The sequence below is a fragment of the Thioprofundum lithotrophicum genome (genome assembly GCF_055387065.1).
The window spans coordinates 320,106-336,953 of sequence record NZ_AP042379.1 but is presented as its reverse complement, the minus strand read 5'-3'; the positions used below and the strand labels follow the sequence as shown (position 1 = coordinate 336,953).

Below are 16,848 nucleotides of genomic sequence, written 5' to 3'. Positions count from 1 at the left end.
TTTGCCGGGGCGGGAAAAGGCCTGATCCCGATCACAGCCGTTCGATCTTCGCCTGCTGCTCGCGCAGCTGGGCCAGGGCCTTCTCCTGATCGGCCAGTTTGCGGCGTTCCTTGTCCACCACCGCGGCCGGGGCCTTCTCGACGAAGCCGGCATTGCCCAGTTTGCCCTGGAGGCGGGCGATGTCCTTCTCGAGCCTGGCGATCTCCTTCGCCAGGCGGGCCAGTTCGGCCTGCACGTCGATGAGGCCGGCCATGGGAATGAGGATCTTCATCTCGCCCACCAGGGCGGTGGCCGACTCGGGCGCCGTCTCGTCGGGCGCCAGCCAGGTGATCGATTCGATGCGCCCCAGGCTCCTGAGCCAGGGCAGGTTGGCCTCGATGCGCGCCCGGTCGGTTGCGTCGCCGCCCTGCACCAGTACCGGCAGAAGCTTGCCGGGCTTGATGTCCATGGAACTGCGGATCTTGCGCACGCCGAGGATGAACTGGCGCAGCCATTCGATTTCGGCCACCGCCTCGGCGTCGATGGCCCCGTCGTCGGGTTCGGGGAAGGGCTGGAGCATGATGGTCTCGGTGTCGGGCCGGGTTTCGGCGGTCACCCCGGCCAGGGGCGCGACCTTTTGCCAGATCTCCTCGGTGAGGAAGGGCATCACGGGATGCAGCAGGCGCAGCAGGGTCTCCAGCACCTGCACCAGGGTCTGGCGGGTGCCGCGCAGGCGTTCCGCGGAGGCCGTCTCGTCGTGCAGCACCGGCTTGGACAGCTCCAGGTACCAGTCGCAGTATTCGTTCCAGGTGAATTCGTACAGGGCCTGGGCCAGGTGATCGAAACGGTAGCTCTCGATGCTGCGGATCGCCTGGCGGGTGGTCTCCTGCAGACGGCTGCGGATCCAGCGATCGGCGGCGGTCAGTTCCACCGCGCCGCCGTGCTGCCCGCAGTCCTGCCCCTCGGTGTTCATGAGCACGTAGCGGGCGGCGTTCCAGATCTTGTTGCAGAAGTTGCGATAGCCCTCGATGCGCTCCAGCGAGAGCACGATGTCGCGCCCGGTGGTGGCCAGGGCGGCGAAGGTGAAGCGCAGCGCATCGGTGCCGAAGGCGGGGATGCCGTTGGGGAAGTTCTTGCGGGTCTGCTTCTCGATCCTCTTCGCCAGGTGTGGCTGCATCAGGCCCGAGGTGCGCTTTTTCACCAGCGATTCCAGATCGATGCCGTCGATCACGTCGATGGGGTCGAGCACGTTGCCCTTGGACTTGGACATCTTCTGCCCTTCGGCGTCGCGCACCAGGCCGTGGATGTAGACCTCCTCGAAGGGCACGTCGCCCATGAACTTCAGGCCCATCATGATCATCCGCGCCACCCAGAAGAAGATGATGTCGAAGCCGGTCACCAGCACGTTGGTGGGATAGAAGGTGCGCAGGCGTTCGGTGTCCTCCGGCCAGCCCAGGGTGGAGAAGGGCCACAGGGCCGAGGAGAACCAGGTGTCGAGCACGTCCTCGTCCTGGCGCAGGGGGAAGTCGGCGGGCAGGCCGTGGCGTTCGCGGACCTCGGCCTCGTCGCGGCCCACGTAGACGTTGCCCTGCGCGTCGTACCAGGCCGGGATGCGGTGGCCCCACCAGATCTGGCGGCTGATGCACCAGTCCTCGATGTTGCGCATCCATTCGAAATAGGTGTTCTTCCAGTTGTCGGGCACGAAGCGGATGCGGCCCGATTCCACCGCCTCGATGGCCGGCTTGGCCAGCGGCCCCACCTTCACGTACCACTGATCGGTGAGAAAGGGCTCGATGACGGTGCCGGAGCGGTCGCCGCGGGGCACCATCAGCTTGTGATCGTCCACCTTCTCCAGCAGGCCGGCGGCCTCCAGATCGGCGACGATTTGCTTGCGGGCGTCGAAGCGATCCAGGCCCACGTATTTTTCGGGGATGAGCGCGCCTTCGTCTTCCTCGTTGGCGCGGATTGCCGCATCGGGGGTGAAGATGTTGATGAGCCCGCCGTGGGGCAGGGCGGAGATGGCCACCTCGTCACGGTGGCGCAGCCAGACCGCGTAGTCGTTGAAGTCGTGGGCCGGGGTGATCTTCACGCAGCCGGTGCCGAACTCGGGATCCACGTACTCGTCGGCGATCACGGGGATGCGCCGGCCGGTCAGGGGCAGTTCCACGAACTCGCCGAGCAGGTGCTTGTAGCGCTCGTCGCCCGGGTGCACGGCCACGGCGGCGTCGCCGAGCAGGGTTTCGGGGCGGGTGGTGGCCACCACGATGTGTCCGGTGCCGTTGGAGAGCGGATAGCGCATGTGCCACAGGTGACCCTGCTCCTCCTCCGACAGCACTTCCAGATCCGAGACCGCGGTGTGCAGCACCGGATCCCAGTTCACCAGCCGCTTGCCGCGATAGATCAGGCCCTCCTCGTAGAGGCGGACGAAGACTTCCTTCACCGCCGCCGACAGGCCCTCGTCCATGGTGAAGCGTTCCGTGGACCAGTCCACCGAGGCGCCCATGCGCCGCAGCTGGCGGGTGATGGTGCCGCCCGACTCGGCCTTCCACTGCCAGATCCGCTCGATGAACTTCTCGCGGCCCAGATCGTGCCGGGTGAGGCCCTCCGCCTCGAGCTGGCGCTCCACCACCATCTGGGTGGCGATGCCGGCGTGATCGGTGCCCACCTGCCAGAGGGTGTTGTCGCCACGCATGCGGTGGTAGCGGATCAGGGCATCCATGATGGTGTCCTGGAAGGCGTGGCCCATGTGCAGGCTGCCGGTGACGTTGGGCGGCGGGATCATGATGCAGTAGGGGCGCTTGCCGCCGCGCGGGGCGAAATAGCCCCGGCTTTCCCAGGTTTCGTACCAGCGTTGCTCGATGCGCTTGGGATCGTAGGTCTTGTCCACGTTCAGGGTTTCCACAGAGGGCAGGATGGGCCAGCGGGCGATTATACCCGAGCCCCGGCATCCGTTGCGCCTCGGAACCGTCAGCCCGGGGTGGTACCATGGCGCCTGTCTTCCTGGCTGCCGTTCGCTTCCATGACCCGCACCGAATCCCGGCTGGCGCTTCTGCTGCTGGCCACCTTCCTCATCAAGCTGGCCGTGGCGGCCGCGTTGCCCATGACCGGTGACGAGGCCTATTTCCTCATCTGGGGCCGGCATCCCGATTTCGGTTTCTACGATCATCCGCCCATGGCCGGCTGGATCCTGAGCGTGATGTCCGCGGTCAGCGATCATCCCGTCTGGTTGCGCCTGCCCCAGATCGGGACCACCACCTTCATTGGCTGGGCGCTGTACCGCCTGCTGCGGAGGCGGGGCGAGGGGCTGGCCCTGCTGGTGGCGGCCCTGTATCTGCTGGCGCCCATGAACCTGCTGGGCGTGCTGATCACCACCGATACGCCGCTTTTGCTGTTCTCCTTCCTCTCGGCCCTGGCCTTCCGCCGGGCCCAGGCGGCGGACGCGCCGTTCTGGTACCTGCTGAGCGGCCTGCTGCTGGGGGCGGCCTTCTTCTCCAAGTTCTTCGCCGGCCTGCTGGGCGTGGCCTATTTCCTGTATCTGCTGCTGTTCGTGCGCCGGGGCTGGCGGCCGTGGCTGGGGCTGGTGTGGGTGATCGCCGGCACCCTACCCTTCATCGGCCTGAACCTGTGGTGGAACTACACCCACTGCTGGGACAACTACCTGTTCAACCTGCAGAACCGCACCGCGGGCGGCGGCGTCTCGCTGGTCACCGTGGGCAAGTATCTGCTGCTGCAACTGTATCTGCTGACGCCGCCGATCCTCTGGTATCTGGCCCGCCATGGCCGGGCGGTGGGCGCACGGCTGCGCGGCGAGCCGGACGGCCTGTACCTGGCGTTGTTCCTGATCCCCTATGGCCTGTTCCTGTTGCTGTCCTTCCGGGTGTCCATCGGCCTGCACTGGCTGCTGAGCTTCTATCCCTTCGTGTTCCTGGGGCTCGGGCTGGTGGCGCCCGCGCGCGCCCTGCGTCGCAGTCTGGCCTTCATGGTGCCCTTCGCGCTGGCGCACCTTCTGGCCTTTTTCGTGCTGCTGGCGAAGGCGCCGGACTGGGATTTCATCCGTCAGGACGAGAACCGCACCAAGGACGTGATCTACGGCCTCCATGCCCGGGACATCTTCGCGGCGGCGCGGCGCATTGCACCGGACTTCGTGCTGGCCACCGACAGCTATACCGAGTCGGCGCTGTTGTCCTACGCCGGCCGCACGCACGTGATCGTCTTCGGCAGCGGTTCCTACCATGCCCGGCAGGACGACATGCTCACCGACTTCCGGACCCTCGACGGGCAGGACATCGCCATCGTGAGCTACTTCCCCGGGGTGCGGCAGTATGCCCGCTATTTCGCCAGCGCCGATCTGCGGCCGCTGCCCATGGCCGGCACCACCTACTGGATCCTGCTGGGGCGGGGCTTCGACTACGCCCGTTACCGGGCAGAGGTGATCGAAGACATCCTGCGGCGCTTCTACCGCATGCCCGACTGGCTGCCGGTGGGGCAGTGCTACATGACCGAGCGCTACGGTCTGCCCCGCTCCTGACCGCCTGTTTCTGACCTTGGATAGCTGTTCCGAAATATCGAACAATCTACGCTATAGGCACGAAGCCCTCATGGCCGGAAGGAGGTTGTGTGACCTTCGGCCGCAGAGCTTACATGGATGTATTCACGGCGTGTCACGCCACCTTTTTCCGGCCATGAGGGCGGCCGTCCGGCATTGCTGGCCAGCAACCAAAATGACGCATATTTCGGAACAGCCATCCAATCTCTACGGTTGACACTCACGCTGGTTGCAGGCCGGCGGTTTCCTCGCTGCTCATCTCCGTCACGTGTTCGCGGAACAGTTCGATGAAGTGCTGCTGGTAGCGGCGCAGATACTTGTTCTCCGGATAGGCGATGTGGGTGGTTTCCCAGGGGAAGAGCCGGGCGAGATCCCGGATCGCCAGATCGGCATCCTGCGCCGGGTCGTAGGCCATGCTGGCGATGACCCCGATGCCCATGCGCTGGCGCACGTAGGTCTTGATCACGTCGGTGTCGGCGGCGGTGAGGACGATGTGCGGGTGCAGCCCGGCCTTCTGCAGGCTGCGATCGAAATGGCCGCGCCCCGTGAAGCCGTGGACGTAGGTGATCAGGGGATGCGCGCACAGGGCTTCGAGGGTCAGCTCCTCTTCCAGCAGCAGCGGATGGCCCGGCGGGGCGATCACCGAGCGGTTCCACTGGTAGCCGGGCACCGTGGTGACGTGGGGCTCGGCGGCCAGATCCTCGGTGCAGATGGCAAAGTCCACCTTCTCTTCCAGCAGCATGCGCACCAGGTGGCGGGGCGTGTCCTGATGGATTTGCAGTTCCACCCGGGGCCAGGCCCGGTTGAAACGGGTGACCACCGGCGGCAGCACGTAGCGGGCCTGGGTGTGGGTGGTGCCGATGCGCAGCACGCCCGTGGAATCCTCCACGTGTTCCCGCCCCACTTCGAGGATGTTGCCGGTCTCGGCGAGCACCCGCCGGGCGTGTTGCAGCACCTGCTCGCCGGCTTCGGTCAGCCCCAGGATCCGCTTGCCCTGGCGCATGAACAGGTGCACGCCCAGTTCCTCCTCGAGGCGCAGGATGTGCTGGGAGACCGCCGACTGCACCATGAACAGCCGTGCGGCCGCGCGGCTGACGTTACAGCCGGATTCGACCAGCGTCACCAGGGAGCGGAGCTGACGCAGTTCCATATCTCAAATCATGATACTGAATGATATTTAATCATTTTACATCATGATAAGAAATATGAATACTCGCATAACACCGAATTGTGATTCGGGCGGAACGCAGATTCCGCGACATTCGCAGCAGATGCCCGCAGAAGGCGTCTCTGTGACGACATTCTGACCACACTGGAGGAAAGGCATGAGTGCAGCACAACCGGAAGCCGTTCTGGTGGAGCCGGAGGCCATATTCGATGAAGACGGCTTCCTGATCGATCCCGCCTACTGGTCGGAGGATCTGGCCGAACATCTGGCCAATCTGATCGACGGCATTCGTCTGACCGAGGCCCACTGGCAAATCATCTATTTCGTGCGGGACCGTTGCCTGCGCCTGGGTTCCATTCCGCCGATGCGGATCCTCTGCCGCCAGCTCGGCACCGAGCGCGACGCGGTGAAGGGGCTGTTCGGCGGTTGCCTGAACCTGTGGCGCATCGCCGGTCTGCCCAATCCGGGCGAGGAAGCGAAAGCCCACATGGATTGACGCCGCGCATCGGGCATCTCCCCCCGGATGAGAGGCATTTACCTCGGCATCTCCCACGGGGCTTGCGGACCGCGACATCGCCTGTCCCGGTCCGCTTTTTTATGGACGAGTGGCAGGGTGGGTCTTGTCCGGCGTGATGCCTGTGCCGTGGGTGGGGAACGAAGGCGTCCCTCTCCCGCGGGGGGTCATTCCCCCCCGCGCAGGTCGTCCTTCAGGCGGGTGATGTGCTCGGCGATGATGGCCTGGATGTCCGCCTCGATCTGCACGAGGGCGTTGATCAGGCCCTCGTGGACGGCCTTCTCCAGGCTGCCCTGCAGTTCATCGAGGTAGTCGATGACCTGGCCGGTGGAGTGGGCGGCCGGGCCGGCCGCTGCGGGGGAGGACGGTTCGGTCACGGGCTGATCCAGCACCGGCAGGGCTTCTTCCAGTACCGGAACCTCTTCCTCTTCTTCCGCGAGGGTGGCCACCACTTCGTCGAGCACCGGCACCACCGGTTCGGTGGAGATGGGGATCCTGGGCTTGTCCGCGTCGGGGCGGTTGCTGGAGCGGGCCTTGGCCAGGCTCTCCCGGGCGGCCGACAGCTTGCCCTCGCTCTTCTCGAGCAGCCCCTTGATGGATTCGAGGGCTTCGAGCAGCTCGTCGTTGGCCGTCGGTTCGGATTTCTTCGCCATGGGCTTACCCGCTCAGGGTGTGGGTGTGCAAATCATAGCCGCGATCCCGGTAGAATTTGAAGCGTTCCCGCCCGGCCCGGCGCACCGGCTCTTCCTGGTTGACGATCTCCACCACCCGCTCGAAACGGCTGAAGAAGGGCGGCACCGTCTCGTGCAGGTTGATGAGCACGCCCGTGTGGGTCTCGGGCGGCTCGGCCAGGCCGATCAGGATCGGGCAGTCGGGCACCGGATCGGCCAGCGGCTCGTGGGGCACGAAGCTGCCGTCGCGAAAGGTCCACAGCAACTGATCGAGCCGTTCGCAGTGCCGCGGATCCTGGCCGTGGATGTAAATCCGGTGATCCAGCTGCCAGGCCTTTTCCGCCAGCCGGCAGGCCACCCGTTCCCGGGCGTCGGCGGCGGGGCTGTCCACGATGTAGAAGTCGATGCGGGTCATTCGAGCCGGTAGCGCTTGCCGCACTGCTCGAGCAGGTACTGGCTGAGCAGGGCCACCGGCCGGCCGGTGGCGCCTTTCTTGCTGCCGCTCTCCCAGGCGACCCCGGCGATGTCGAGGTGGGCCCACTTGAGCTTCTTCGTGAAGCGGGCCAGGAAGCAGGCCGCGGTGATGGCGCCGGCCTCGCGGCCGCCGATGTTGGCCATGTCGGCGAAGTTGCTCTTGAGCTGATCCTGGTATTCCTCCCACAGGGGCAGTTGCCAGGCCCGGTCGTCGGCCTTCTCGCCGGCGTCCAGGATCTGCCGGATCAGGGTGTCGTCGTTGCCCAGCAGGCCCGCCGGATGCTTGCCCAGGGCGATCACGCAGGCGCCGGTGAGGGTGGCCACGTCGATCACCGCTTTCGGCTTGAAGCGCTCCGTGTAGGTGAGGGCGTCGCAGAGGATCAGCCGGCCTTCGGCGTCGGTGTTGAGCACTTCGATGGTCTGGCCCGACAGGCTGGTGACGATGTCGCCGGGCTTGTTGGCGTTGCCGTCGGGCATGTTCTCGCAGGTGGGCACCACCGCCACCACGTTGATGGGGGGCTGCAGCTCGCCGAGCATGTGCATGGTGCCCAGCACGCCGGCGGCGCCGCACATGTCGAATTTCATCTCGTCCATGGCGGCCGAGGGCTTGATGGAGATGCCGCCCGAGTCGAAGGTGATGCCCTTGCCCACCAGGGCCACGGGCCGGGAATCCCGATCGGTGCCCCGGTATTCCACCACGATGAGGTGCGGCGGTTGGCGGCTGCCCTTGGCCACGGAGAGGAAGGCGCCCATCTTCAGGGCTTCGATGTCCTTCTGCCTGAGCACCCGCACGTTCATGTTGGGGAAGGCTTTCAGGGTCTTGCGCGCGGTGCCGGCCAGGTAGGCCGGAGTGCACACGTTGCCGGGCAGGTTGCCCAGCTCGCGGGCGAAATTGGCGCCGCCGGCGATGGCGTTGCCGATGGCCAGGGCCTGGCGGGCCTTGTTCAGGTGGGCCTTGTCGATGACGTTGAGGGTCATCTTCTTCAGGGCCGGGGGCCGGTCCTTTTCCGACTTGAGGGTGTCGAAGCGGTAGTCGGCCTGTTGGATCGTCTCGGCGGCGATGCGGATCCGCCAGGGCAGGCTGCGATCCCGCACGGGCAGGTCGGGCAGGTAGTTCACGGCCTCCCGGACGTGGATCTTCTTCAGGGCCGAGACGGCGGTGCGCAGGGCCTTGCGATAGCGCCGGGTGTCGAAGTCCTTCTCCTTGCCGCAGCCCACCAGCAGGAGGCGGCGGGCCGGCAGATCCCCGGCCTCCGGCAGCAGCAGGTGGGTGCCTTCCTTGCCGTCCAGGTCGCCGCGCTTGAGCAGGGCCGCGAGCCGGCCGTCGAGGGCGGCATCGAGTTCCTGGGCGGCGGCCGACAGCTTGCGCCGTTCGAATACGCCCACCACGAGGCAGTCGCTGCGGGTGGCGGGGGGGAGGGTGGTCTTGACGGTCAGTTCCATGGGCAGTCCTGGTCGAGTCGGTTCCGCCGCAAGCTTACTCGAAAAAATGCCCGGATTCAGCCACAATCGCTCTGTCTTCCATCCGGGCTGCCGTCTTCCGTGATCATTCGCCGCTATCTCGTCAGGGAAATGCTCTCGACCCAGTTCGGGGTCCTGCTGGTGCTGATGCTGATCGCCTCCACCGGTCAGCTCGTGGAGCAGTTCTCCAAGGTGGCGGACGGCACCATCAAGGCCGACACGGTCATGACGCTGTTCGGCATCTACAGTCTGACCACCGTGCCCTTCATCGTGCCGCTGGCGCTGTATCTGGGGATTCTGCTGGCACTCAGCCGCCTCTACACCACCAGTGAACTGACCGTGCTGGAAGCCTGCGGCTATGGCCCCTGGCGTCTGTTCGGCCCCGTGCTGCTCGTGGCGGCGCTGATGATGGCGATCCAGGGCGTCTTCACCCTGTGGCTGTCGCCATGGGCCTCCTTCCAGGGCGAGCGCCTGGAGAAGCTGTCGGCCAAGTCCCTGAGCATCGAGGGCATCCGGCCCGGGCGGTTCATCACCCTGCCGGGCGGGGCGGGGGTCATCTACGTGGAGCGCATCAATGCCGATCGCACCCGCGTGTTCAATGTCTTCGCCCGGATCCGGCAGGGCGGGCAGGAAACCCTGCTGGTGGCCGAAAGCGCCCATCTGGAGGAGATGGCGGACCACGGCCGCTATCTCGTGCTCGACAACGGCTGGCGCTACGAGGGCCGGCCGGGGCGGGGCGAGGATCTGGCGATCGTCCGTTTCCGGCGCCATGGCCTGCGCATGCGTCCCCCCACCGAGCGGGACATCCACTACCACCTGCGGGCCGTGGACACGGCGACGCTGTGGCGGGAACGGGGGCAGCGGGGCTACTTGCCCGAACTCCAGTGGCGTCTGGCCTCTGCGCTGCTCTGTCTGGCCCTGGCCATCCTGGCGATCCCCCTCAGCCGGACCTCGCCCCGCAGCGGCCGTTATGGGCGCCTCGCCCTGGCCTTCGTCCTCTACCTGGTGATCAACAATCTGATGAACGTGGCGCGGGCCTGGCTGGAAGCCGGCAAGCTGCCTGCGGTCATCGGCCTGTGGTGGGTGCACGCCGGCGTGGTGCTGCTGGGCCTGTTGCTGCTGGGCTGGCAGCTCACCCGTTTCCGGTGGTCGAGGGGATAGCGGCAATGCGCTTGCTGGATCGGCATATCGGGCAGTCCGTCCAGATTGCGGTGCTGGCCGTGCTGGCCGTGGTCATGATGCTGTTCGTGATCGTCAACTATTTTACCGAAGCCGAGAAGGTCGGCCGGGCCGACTATACGACCCTCAAGGCCATCGAATACGTCTTGCTGTGGTTGCCGAAACTGGTCTACCAGTTCTTTCCCATGGCCGCCCTGCTGGGCACCATGCTGGGGCTGGGGATGCTGGCCAATCACAGCGAGCTGGTGGTGATTCGGGCGGCCGGGGTCTCCAAGTTGCGCATCGCCCTGGCGGCCATCAAGGCCCTGCTGGCCATGATCCTGATCGTCTTTTTCATCGGCGAAGTGGTGGCGCCCCCGGCGGAACAGCATGCCGAGCAGATGAAGCTGGAAGCGCTGGGCTCGAAGATCAGCTTCAACACGGCTTTCGGCCTCTGGCTCCGTGACGGCGAGACCGTGATCAATGTGCGAACGCTGCAGGGCAAGGATCGCCTGGCCGGGGTCACTCTGTACCGGTTCGCGGAGGACCGGCGGCTGCTGCGGCGCATCGAGGCGCGCACGGCAGTGCGCAAGGCGGGCGCCTGGGAGCTGCAGGGCGTCATCGTGACCGATTTCCTCGCAGACGGGCCGGTGACCATCAAGCGCCGGACATTGCCCTGGCAGACCATGCTCGACCAGGAGCTGGTGGATACCGTTTCCTACAATCCCGATTCGCTCTCGCTGTGGGATCAGTATGTCTACGTGGACTATCTGAAGCGCAACGGCCTCGATGCCCGGCTCTATGAACTGGCCATGTGGAACAAGCTGGTCATGCCCTTGACCATTCTGGCCATGGTGCTGCTCGCCGTGCCCTTCGTCTTCGTCTCCGCCCGGCATGGCGGCATGGGCCGGCAGGTGCTGTTCGGGTTCCTGATCGGGATTCTCTTCTACATCGTGGACCGGCTGATGGGGCAGGTGGGGCTGGTCTACCGGCTGCCGCCCTGGCTGGCGGCCAGCACGCCCACATTCCTCATTCTGGCGGCGAGCGTCGTGCTCTATCGCCGGCTGGGATGAGCCCCGCCGCCGGGCTTCGCGCCGGGCGTCAATTCGCCGGCCCTGGCGTGCGCAGGTCGTAGACTTCCGTGCCGCTCAGGCGGGTGCGCCAGTTGCCGGGGCGGTGATCGAGCACCAGCCACACCAGCCCAATCGCCAGAATCGCCACGCCGGGGACGCGGTTCAAGGGTTCCAGCCAGGGGTGGGAATGGAAGGGGACCCCGGCCAGCCGCGCGATGCCGACAATCACCACCAGCCAGGCCGGGATGGCCGTGACGAAACGCCGCAGGGCCTGTCCCCAGCTCACCGCGCCCCCGTCGCGGGCACGCATCTGCAGCCGCCAGGCGCGCATGCCCAGGGTCTGGCCGCCGTGGGTCCAGAACCAGCCGAAGAAGAGGTAACTCACCGTCAGCAGGTACAGGGAGAGGAGAGGCTGGTGTTCGGCCGGCGGCTGCCCCCGGCTGACGATCAGCAGCAGGGCCATGGCCAGGAACAGCACGGCCACCAGCAGCAGGCTGTCGTAGAGCATGGCGAGCAGCTGCCGCCAGGGGGAAGCGGGACGGGAAACGGTCATGGACTGCGGACTCCGGCCGGGAGGGGCGTGCCGATCGACTTGCACTATCCCGGAAGTCTGTTTTACTTGGATACCAGTACCAACGATAACAGAGCCCCGGGGCCTCGTGCCACCGGGCCGGAAATCCCGAGTCATTCCCACCCGGGGGAACGCGGTCATGAGCATCCTCTCCGAACTGGCGGCCAGGCCCGGCGTGGTCGCCGCGGGCCAGTACACCTGGCGCGGCGATCGCTATACCTTCGAGGGCCGGCTGGATCCCGAACACGCCCGCATGGCTTCCATCATGTGCCGGGCCACTACCATGGCCACCCACATGCAGGCCCGTATGCTCGCCTCCCTGCCCGGGGGCGAGGGGCTCGACCCGCCCCGGGGCTGGTTCGTGCGCGGCGCCACCCACAGCGTGTGTGTGCTGGCCAACGTCTTCTGTTTCATCGACAACGCCCGGACAACGCCCGCCGCGGTATTCGCCGCCATGGCCGAGCGGCTGGGCGAGGTGCGGCCCGAGGCCATGATCTGACGCTTGGCGACAAAAGGGGGGAAACGATGGCGGATCTGGATGAACTGATGGCCCTGGACGGGGCGCTGGCGGCCTTTCGCTATTCGAGCAGCGGAGAGGTGCTCGAACAGCGCGTGCGCGAGGGGGCGGATTTCGACGCCCGGGTGCTGGACCTGGTGGCCCACATGTGTGTGGCCAACCTGGCCATCGCCACCCTGCAGGCCCGGGGCTGGGAAACCCTGACCGGCATGGCCGGCTTCCATCCGGTGCAGCAGTTCGGCCTGCTGGGGCTGGACTGGACGGTGGTCGTGGATGGCGAGCGGGGCGTGGTGTTGCCCACCGGCACGGCGGATCTGGACGGCGCCTGCGCCCGCCTGGAGGGCGGTGCATGATCCGGCGGCTGATGTTGCGCGAGGAGGTGCGTGCCGTGGCCCTGTTCCGCGACGATGGCGCCCTGGTGGAGGGCTACGGGCTCGACAGTGCCGAGCGCCTGGCCACCCTGGCCCGCTTCGCCTACGACACCAAGCGCATCGTGCAGGGCAACCTGGACCAGCTCTCCATGTTCACCGGCCAGCGCGGCTGGACCCCGCCCACCGGCTGGCTGGTGCGCAGCGGGGGGTATGCCGTGTGCAGCATCGGCAATCTGGTCTGCGTGGCCGAGGCCGCGGGCACCCGTCTCAACGCGCTGATGGCCGAACTGCAGGAAATCGCCCGCTACTGAGCGCCGCGGCCACGAAGCCGGTCGGGAAATCCGCCCGGGCCACGGCGGCTGTTGTATCATGTGCGCCTGTTTTTTCCCGACTCCGAGACCACCCGCATGTTGCAACTCCGTGGCGGACGCGCCCTGTCCGATTTTCGCCTGCGCAAGCTGCTCGAAACCCTCCAGACCGCCGTTCCCGGCATCCGGGAACTGAATGCCGTCCACTATCACTTCGTCGAGGTGCTCCGGCAGCCCGACGAGGCGGCCCTGGAACGCCTGCGGGTGCTGCTGGACTACGGCGAGCCGGCCCGCGAGCTGCCCGACGCGCGGGAGACGGTGCTGGTGGTGCCCCGGCCCGGCACCATCTCGCCCTGGTCGAGCAAGGCCACCGACATCGCCCACAACTGCGATCTGCCGATGGTGGAGCGCATCGAACGGGGCGTGCTCTACGAGATCGCCTGCGAGGCCGAATTCACGCCCGAGCAGTTCCGGGCCGTGGCCGCCCGCCTGCACGACCGCATGACCGAGGCGGCCTTCGCCAGCCTCGACGAGGCCGCGGCCCTGTTCGTGCACCACGAGCCCCGGCCCCTGCAGAGCGTGGACATCCTCGGCGGCGGCCGCGAGGCGCTGGTGCAGGCCAACCGCGAATGGGGGCTGGCCCTGGCCGAGGACGAGATCGACTACCTGGTGGAGAACTTCCGCGCCCTGGGGCGCAACCCCACCGACGTGGAGCTGATGATGTTCGCCCAGGCCAACTCGGAGCACTGCCGGCACAAGATCTTCAACGCCGACTGGATCATCGACGGCCAGCGCCAGGACCGTTCCCTGTTCGCCATGATCCGCAACACCCACCAGCAGCATCCGGGCCGGGTGCTGTCGGCCTACAGCGACAACTCGGCGGTGATCGCGGGCTTCGACGCGCCCCGCTTCTTCCCCGAACCGGGCAGCGGCGAGTACGCCCGCCACGAAGAGCCGGTGCACATCCTCATGAAGGTGGAGACCCACAACCACCCCACGGCCATCGCCCCCTTCCCCGGCGCGGCCACCGGCGCCGGCGGCGAGATCCGCGACGAAGGCGCCACCGGCCGCGGCTCCAGGCCCAAGGCCGGCCTGTGCGGCTTCTCGGTCTCCAACCTGAACATCCCGGGTTTCGCCCAGCCCTGGGAAGTGGACTACGGCAAGCCGGCGCGGATCGTCTCGGCCCTGGAGATCATGCTCGAGGGCCCCATCGGCGCGGCGGCCTTCAACAACGAGTTCGGCCGGCCCAACCTGTGCGGCTATTTCCGCACCTACGAGGCGAAGGTCAACGGCCCTGCCGGCGAGGAGGTGCGCGGCTATCACAAGCCCATCATGCTCGCCGGGGGCTTGGGCAACATCCGCGCCGAACACGTGGCCAAGGGCGAGATTCCGCCTGGCGCCCAGATCATCGTGCTCGGCGGTCCGGCCATGCTCATCGGCCTCGGCGGTGGTGCCGCCTCCAGCATGGCCACCGGCGAGAGCCACGAGGATCTGGACTTCGCCTCGGTCCAGCGCGGCAATCCCGAGATCGAGCGCCGCGCCCAGGAGGTCATCGACCGCTGCTGGCAGCTCGGCGCCGACAACCCCATCATCAGCATCCACGACGTGGGGGCCGGCGGCCTGTCCAACGCCGTGCCCGAGCTGGTCAACGACAGCGGCCGGGGCGGGCGCTTCGAGCTGCGCACCGTGCCCAACGACGAGCCGGGCATGTCGCCCATGGAGATCTGGTGCAACGAGGCCCAGGAACGCTACGTGCTGGCCGTGGCGCCGGAAGATCTGGAGCGCTTCGCGGCCATCTGCGAGCGCGAGCGTTGCCCCTTCGCGGTGATCGGCGAGGCCACCGCCGACCAGCGCCTGGTGCTGGGCGACGGCCATTTCGACAACACCCCCATCGACATGCCGCTGGAGGTGCTGCTGGGCAAGCCGCCGAAGATGCTGCGCGAGGCGCACCATCATCCTTTCCACAAGACCGATTTCGACGGCAGTGCCATCGATCCGGCCGAGGCCGCCGAGCGGGTGCTGAGCCTGCCCACGGTCGCGGCCAAGCATTTCCTGATCACCATCGGTGATCGCACCGTCACCGGCCTGGTGGCGCGTGACCAGATGGTCGGCCCCTGGCAGGTGCCGGTGGCCGACGTGGCAGTGACCACTACTGCCTTCGAGGGTTACACCGGCGAGGCCATGGCCATGGGCGAGCGCACGCCCGCCGCCCTGCTGCACCATGCGGCCTCGGCCCGGATGGCGGTGGGCGAGGCCCTCACCAACCTGGCCGCGGCCCGCATCGACAAGCTGGAAGACGTGGTCCTGTCCGCCAACTGGATGGCTGCCGCCGGCCATCCCGGCGAGGACGCGGGGCTCTACGACGCGGTGAAGGCCGTGGGCATGGAGCTGTGCCCGGCGCTCGGCATCGCCATCCCCGTGGGCAAGGACTCCATGTCCATGAAGACGGTCTGGGAGGAAGAGGGCGAGACCAAATCGGTCACCGCGCCCCTGTCGCTCATCATCTCCGCCTTCGCCCCGGTGCCGGACGTGCGCCGCACCCTCACGCCGCAACTGCGCACCGACCGGGGGGAAACCGACCTGATCCTGATCGATCTGGGCAAGGGCCGCCAGCGCATGGGTGGCAGCGCCCTGGCCCAGGTGTTCGGCCAGCTCGGCCACCATCCGGCGGATCTCGACGATCCGCGCGCCTTCCGCGCCTTCTTCGATACCGTTCAGCGGCTCAATGCCGAAGGCCGCCTGCTGGCCTATCACGACCGGTCCGACGGCGGCCTGTTCGCCACCCTCTGCGAGATGGCCTTCGCCGGCCATTGCGGCTTGCGCATCGATCTCGACCCCCTTGGCGGCGATCCCCTGCGCGCCCTGTTCACCGAGGAGCTGGGCGCCGTGATCCAGGTGCGCCGTGCCGATACCGAAACGGTGCTCGATGCCTTCCGCGAGGCCGGCCTCGGCCACCACACGCACGTGATCGGGGCCCTGGCTGAGGACGACCGGCTGGTCTTCACGCACGCCGGGCGCGAATACCTCGCCGGCGAACGCATCGCCTGGCAGCGCACCTGGACCGAGACCACCTACCGCATCCAGGCCCTGCGCGACCATCCCGACTGCGCCCGCGAGGAGTTCGACAGCCTGCTCGACGCCGCCGATCCGGGACTCAACGTGCAGCTTGCCTTCGACCCGGCCGAGGACGTGGCCGCGCCGTTCATCGCCGCCGGCGTACGGCCGAAGGTGGCGATCCTGCGCGAGCAGGGCGTCAACGGCCAGATCGAGATGGCTGCCGCCTTCGATCGTGCCGGCTTCGCCAGCGTGGACGTGCACATGAGCGACATCATCGCCGGGCGCGTGGTGCTCGACGATTTCAAGGGCCTGGTGGCCTGCGGCGGCTTCTCCTACGGCGACGTGCTCGGCGCCGGCGGCGGCTGGGCCAAGTCGATCCGCTTCCACCAGCGGGCCCGGGATCAGTTCGAGGCCTTCTTCCACCGCCCCGACACCTTCGGCCTGGGCGTGTGCAACGGCTGCCAGATGCTCTCCCAGTTGCGCGATCTCATCCCCGGCGCCGCGGCCTGGCCGCGCTTCCTGCGCAACCGCTCGGAACAGTTCGAGGCCCGCTTCTCGCTGGTGGAGATTGCCGAATCGCCCTCCATCCTGCTCGCCGGCATGGCCGGCTCGCGCCTGCCCATCGCCGTGGCCCACGGCGAGGGCCGCGTCCACTTCGACGGACCCCAGAACGGGGCGCAGGTGGCCCTGCGCTACGTGGACCACCACGGCCGGCCCACCGAAACCTATCCCTTCAATCCCAACGGTTCCCCCGGCGGCATCACCGGCCTGACCACCGAAGACGGCCGCGTGACCATCATGATGCCCCACCCCGAACGGGTCTTCCGCACCGTCCAGCATTCCTGGCACCCCGACGACTGGGGCGAGGACGCCCCCTGGATTCGCCTGTTCCGCAACGCCCGGGTGTGGGTGGGATAGTCGCTGCGCCAGCGCGCAGCGACAGGGACGGGTGACGAGGGCCGCGTGGCGAGGGCAGACAT

Annotated in this window: 14 protein-coding genes; 8 read left to right on the top strand and 6 right to left on the bottom strand. The window is 67.3% G+C overall.

The window, feature by feature from the left end:
* Positions 1 to 31: 31 nt before the first annotated feature.
* Positions 32 to 2,866, bottom strand: coding sequence for a valine--tRNA ligase (locus ACZ5BH_RS01565; protein ID WP_464890170.1), 2,835 nt, complete (start codon positions 2,864 to 2,866; stop codon positions 32 to 34).
* Positions 2,867 to 2,998: 132 nt separating this feature from the next.
* Here ACZ5BH_RS01565 and ACZ5BH_RS01560 point away from each other — a divergent pair, with 132 nt between their 5' ends.
* The gene (locus ACZ5BH_RS01560) at positions 2,999 to 4,507 is read left to right on the top strand and encodes a glycosyltransferase family 39 protein (RefSeq protein WP_464890169.1); all 1,509 of its coding nucleotides are present in this window, start codon (positions 2,999 to 3,001) and stop codon (positions 4,505 to 4,507) included.
* A gap of 238 nt (positions 4,508 to 4,745) precedes the next feature.
* Here the strand turns inward: ACZ5BH_RS01560 and ACZ5BH_RS01555 are convergent, their stop codons facing one another.
* Complete coding sequence (locus ACZ5BH_RS01555; protein ID WP_464890168.1) at positions 4,746 to 5,675, bottom strand: LysR substrate-binding domain-containing protein; 930 nt, start codon at positions 5,673 to 5,675, stop codon at positions 4,746 to 4,748.
* A 175-nt stretch (positions 5,676 to 5,850) separates the two neighbouring features.
* Here ACZ5BH_RS01555 and ACZ5BH_RS01550 point away from each other — a divergent pair, with 175 nt between their 5' ends.
* On the top strand, positions 5,851 to 6,189 hold the full coding sequence (locus ACZ5BH_RS01550; protein WP_464890167.1) for a TusE/DsrC/DsvC family sulfur relay protein: 339 nt from the start codon (positions 5,851 to 5,853) through the stop codon (positions 6,187 to 6,189).
* 185 nt (positions 6,190 to 6,374) lie between these two features.
* Here ACZ5BH_RS01550 and ACZ5BH_RS01545 read toward each other — a convergent pair whose 3' ends face one another.
* The 3 genes from ACZ5BH_RS01545 to ACZ5BH_RS01535 are packed head-to-tail and all read right to left on the bottom strand — an operon-like array spanning position 6,375 to position 8,795.
* Positions 6,375 to 6,860, bottom strand: coding sequence for a hypothetical protein (locus ACZ5BH_RS01545; protein ID WP_464890166.1), 486 nt, complete (start codon positions 6,858 to 6,860; stop codon positions 6,375 to 6,377).
* A 4-nt stretch (positions 6,861 to 6,864) separates the two neighbouring features.
* Entirely contained in the window at positions 6,865 to 7,293 is a 429-nt protein-coding gene (locus tag ACZ5BH_RS01540; protein ID WP_464890165.1) for a DNA polymerase III subunit chi, read from the bottom strand.
* Entirely contained in the window at positions 7,290 to 8,795 is a 1,506-nt protein-coding gene (locus ACZ5BH_RS01535; protein WP_464890164.1) for a leucyl aminopeptidase, read from the bottom strand. The genes ACZ5BH_RS01540 and ACZ5BH_RS01535 overlap by 4 nt, the downstream gene beginning before the upstream one ends.
* A 99-nt stretch (positions 8,796 to 8,894) precedes the next feature.
* On the opposite strand from ACZ5BH_RS01535, the gene lptF reads away from it, so the two are divergent.
* Both lptF and lptG read left to right on the top strand, forming a co-directional pair.
* Positions 8,895 to 9,974, top strand: a complete 1,080-nt coding sequence (gene lptF / locus ACZ5BH_RS01530) for an LPS export ABC transporter permease LptF (RefSeq protein ID WP_464890163.1) — start codon at positions 8,895 to 8,897, stop codon at positions 9,972 to 9,974.
* A gap of 5 nt (positions 9,975 to 9,979) precedes the next feature.
* Positions 9,980 to 11,044: an LPS export ABC transporter permease LptG gene (lptG, locus tag ACZ5BH_RS01525; protein ID WP_464890162.1), complete on the top strand. Its 1,065-nt coding sequence runs from the start codon at positions 9,980 to 9,982 to the stop codon at positions 11,042 to 11,044.
* A 28-nt stretch (positions 11,045 to 11,072) separates the two neighbouring features.
* Here lptG and ACZ5BH_RS01520 read toward each other — a convergent pair whose 3' ends face one another.
* Positions 11,073 to 11,597 carry an RDD family protein gene (locus ACZ5BH_RS01520; RefSeq protein WP_464890161.1) on the bottom strand — a complete coding sequence of 175 codons (525 nt, stop codon included), beginning with the start codon at positions 11,595 to 11,597 and terminating at the stop codon, positions 11,073 to 11,075.
* Positions 11,598 to 11,754: 157 nt separating this feature from the next.
* On the opposite strand from ACZ5BH_RS01520, the gene ACZ5BH_RS01515 reads away from it, so the two are divergent.
* The 4 genes from ACZ5BH_RS01515 to purL all read left to right on the top strand — a co-directional run bounded on the left by ACZ5BH_RS01515 (position 11,755) and on the right by purL (position 16,786).
* On the top strand, positions 11,755 to 12,114 hold the full coding sequence (locus ACZ5BH_RS01515) for a DUF2173 family protein (RefSeq protein ID WP_464890160.1): 360 nt from the start codon (positions 11,755 to 11,757) through the stop codon (positions 12,112 to 12,114).
* Between the two features lie 26 nt (positions 12,115 to 12,140).
* Complete coding sequence (locus ACZ5BH_RS01510) at positions 12,141 to 12,485, top strand: DUF2173 family protein (protein WP_464890159.1); 345 nt, start codon at positions 12,141 to 12,143, stop codon at positions 12,483 to 12,485.
* Complete coding sequence (locus tag ACZ5BH_RS01505; protein WP_464890158.1) at positions 12,482 to 12,814, top strand: DUF2173 family protein; 333 nt, start codon at positions 12,482 to 12,484, stop codon at positions 12,812 to 12,814. The genes ACZ5BH_RS01510 and ACZ5BH_RS01505 overlap by 4 nt, the downstream gene beginning before the upstream one ends.
* Before the next feature lie 96 nt (positions 12,815 to 12,910).
* Positions 12,911 to 16,786 carry a phosphoribosylformylglycinamidine synthase gene (gene purL / locus ACZ5BH_RS01500; RefSeq protein ID WP_464890157.1) on the top strand — a complete coding sequence of 1,292 codons (3,876 nt, stop codon included), beginning with the start codon at positions 12,911 to 12,913 and terminating at the stop codon, positions 16,784 to 16,786.
* Positions 16,787 to 16,848: the final 62 nt, after the last annotated feature.

Coding starts and splice junctions, on each gene's coding strand:
- ACZ5BH_RS01515 (WP_464890160.1), top strand. CDS start 11,755: ATGAGCATCCTCTCCGAACTGGCGGCCAGGCCCGGCGTGGTCGCCGCG.
- lptG (WP_464890162.1), top strand. CDS start 9,980: ATGCGCTTGCTGGATCGGCATATCGGGCAGTCCGTCCAGATTGCGGTG.
- purL (WP_464890157.1), top strand. CDS start 12,911: ATGTTGCAACTCCGTGGCGGACGCGCCCTGTCCGATTTTCGCCTGCGC.
- ACZ5BH_RS01555 (WP_464890168.1), bottom strand. CDS start 5,675: ATGGAACTGCGTCAGCTCCGCTCCCTGGTGACGCTGGTCGAATCCGGC.
- ACZ5BH_RS01535 (WP_464890164.1), bottom strand. CDS start 8,795: ATGGAACTGACCGTCAAGACCACCCTCCCCCCCGCCACCCGCAGCGAC.
- ACZ5BH_RS01520 (WP_464890161.1), bottom strand. CDS start 11,597: ATGACCGTTTCCCGTCCCGCTTCCCCCTGGCGGCAGCTGCTCGCCATG.
- ACZ5BH_RS01550 (WP_464890167.1), top strand. CDS start 5,851: ATGAGTGCAGCACAACCGGAAGCCGTTCTGGTGGAGCCGGAGGCCATA.
- ACZ5BH_RS01540 (WP_464890165.1), bottom strand. CDS start 7,293: ATGACCCGCATCGACTTCTACATCGTGGACAGCCCCGCCGCCGACGCC.
- ACZ5BH_RS01545 (WP_464890166.1), bottom strand. CDS start 6,860: ATGGCGAAGAAATCCGAACCGACGGCCAACGACGAGCTGCTCGAAGCC.
- ACZ5BH_RS01510 (WP_464890159.1), top strand. CDS start 12,141: ATGGCGGATCTGGATGAACTGATGGCCCTGGACGGGGCGCTGGCGGCC.
- ACZ5BH_RS01560 (WP_464890169.1), top strand. CDS start 2,999: ATGACCCGCACCGAATCCCGGCTGGCGCTTCTGCTGCTGGCCACCTTC.
- ACZ5BH_RS01505 (WP_464890158.1), top strand. CDS start 12,482: ATGATCCGGCGGCTGATGTTGCGCGAGGAGGTGCGTGCCGTGGCCCTG.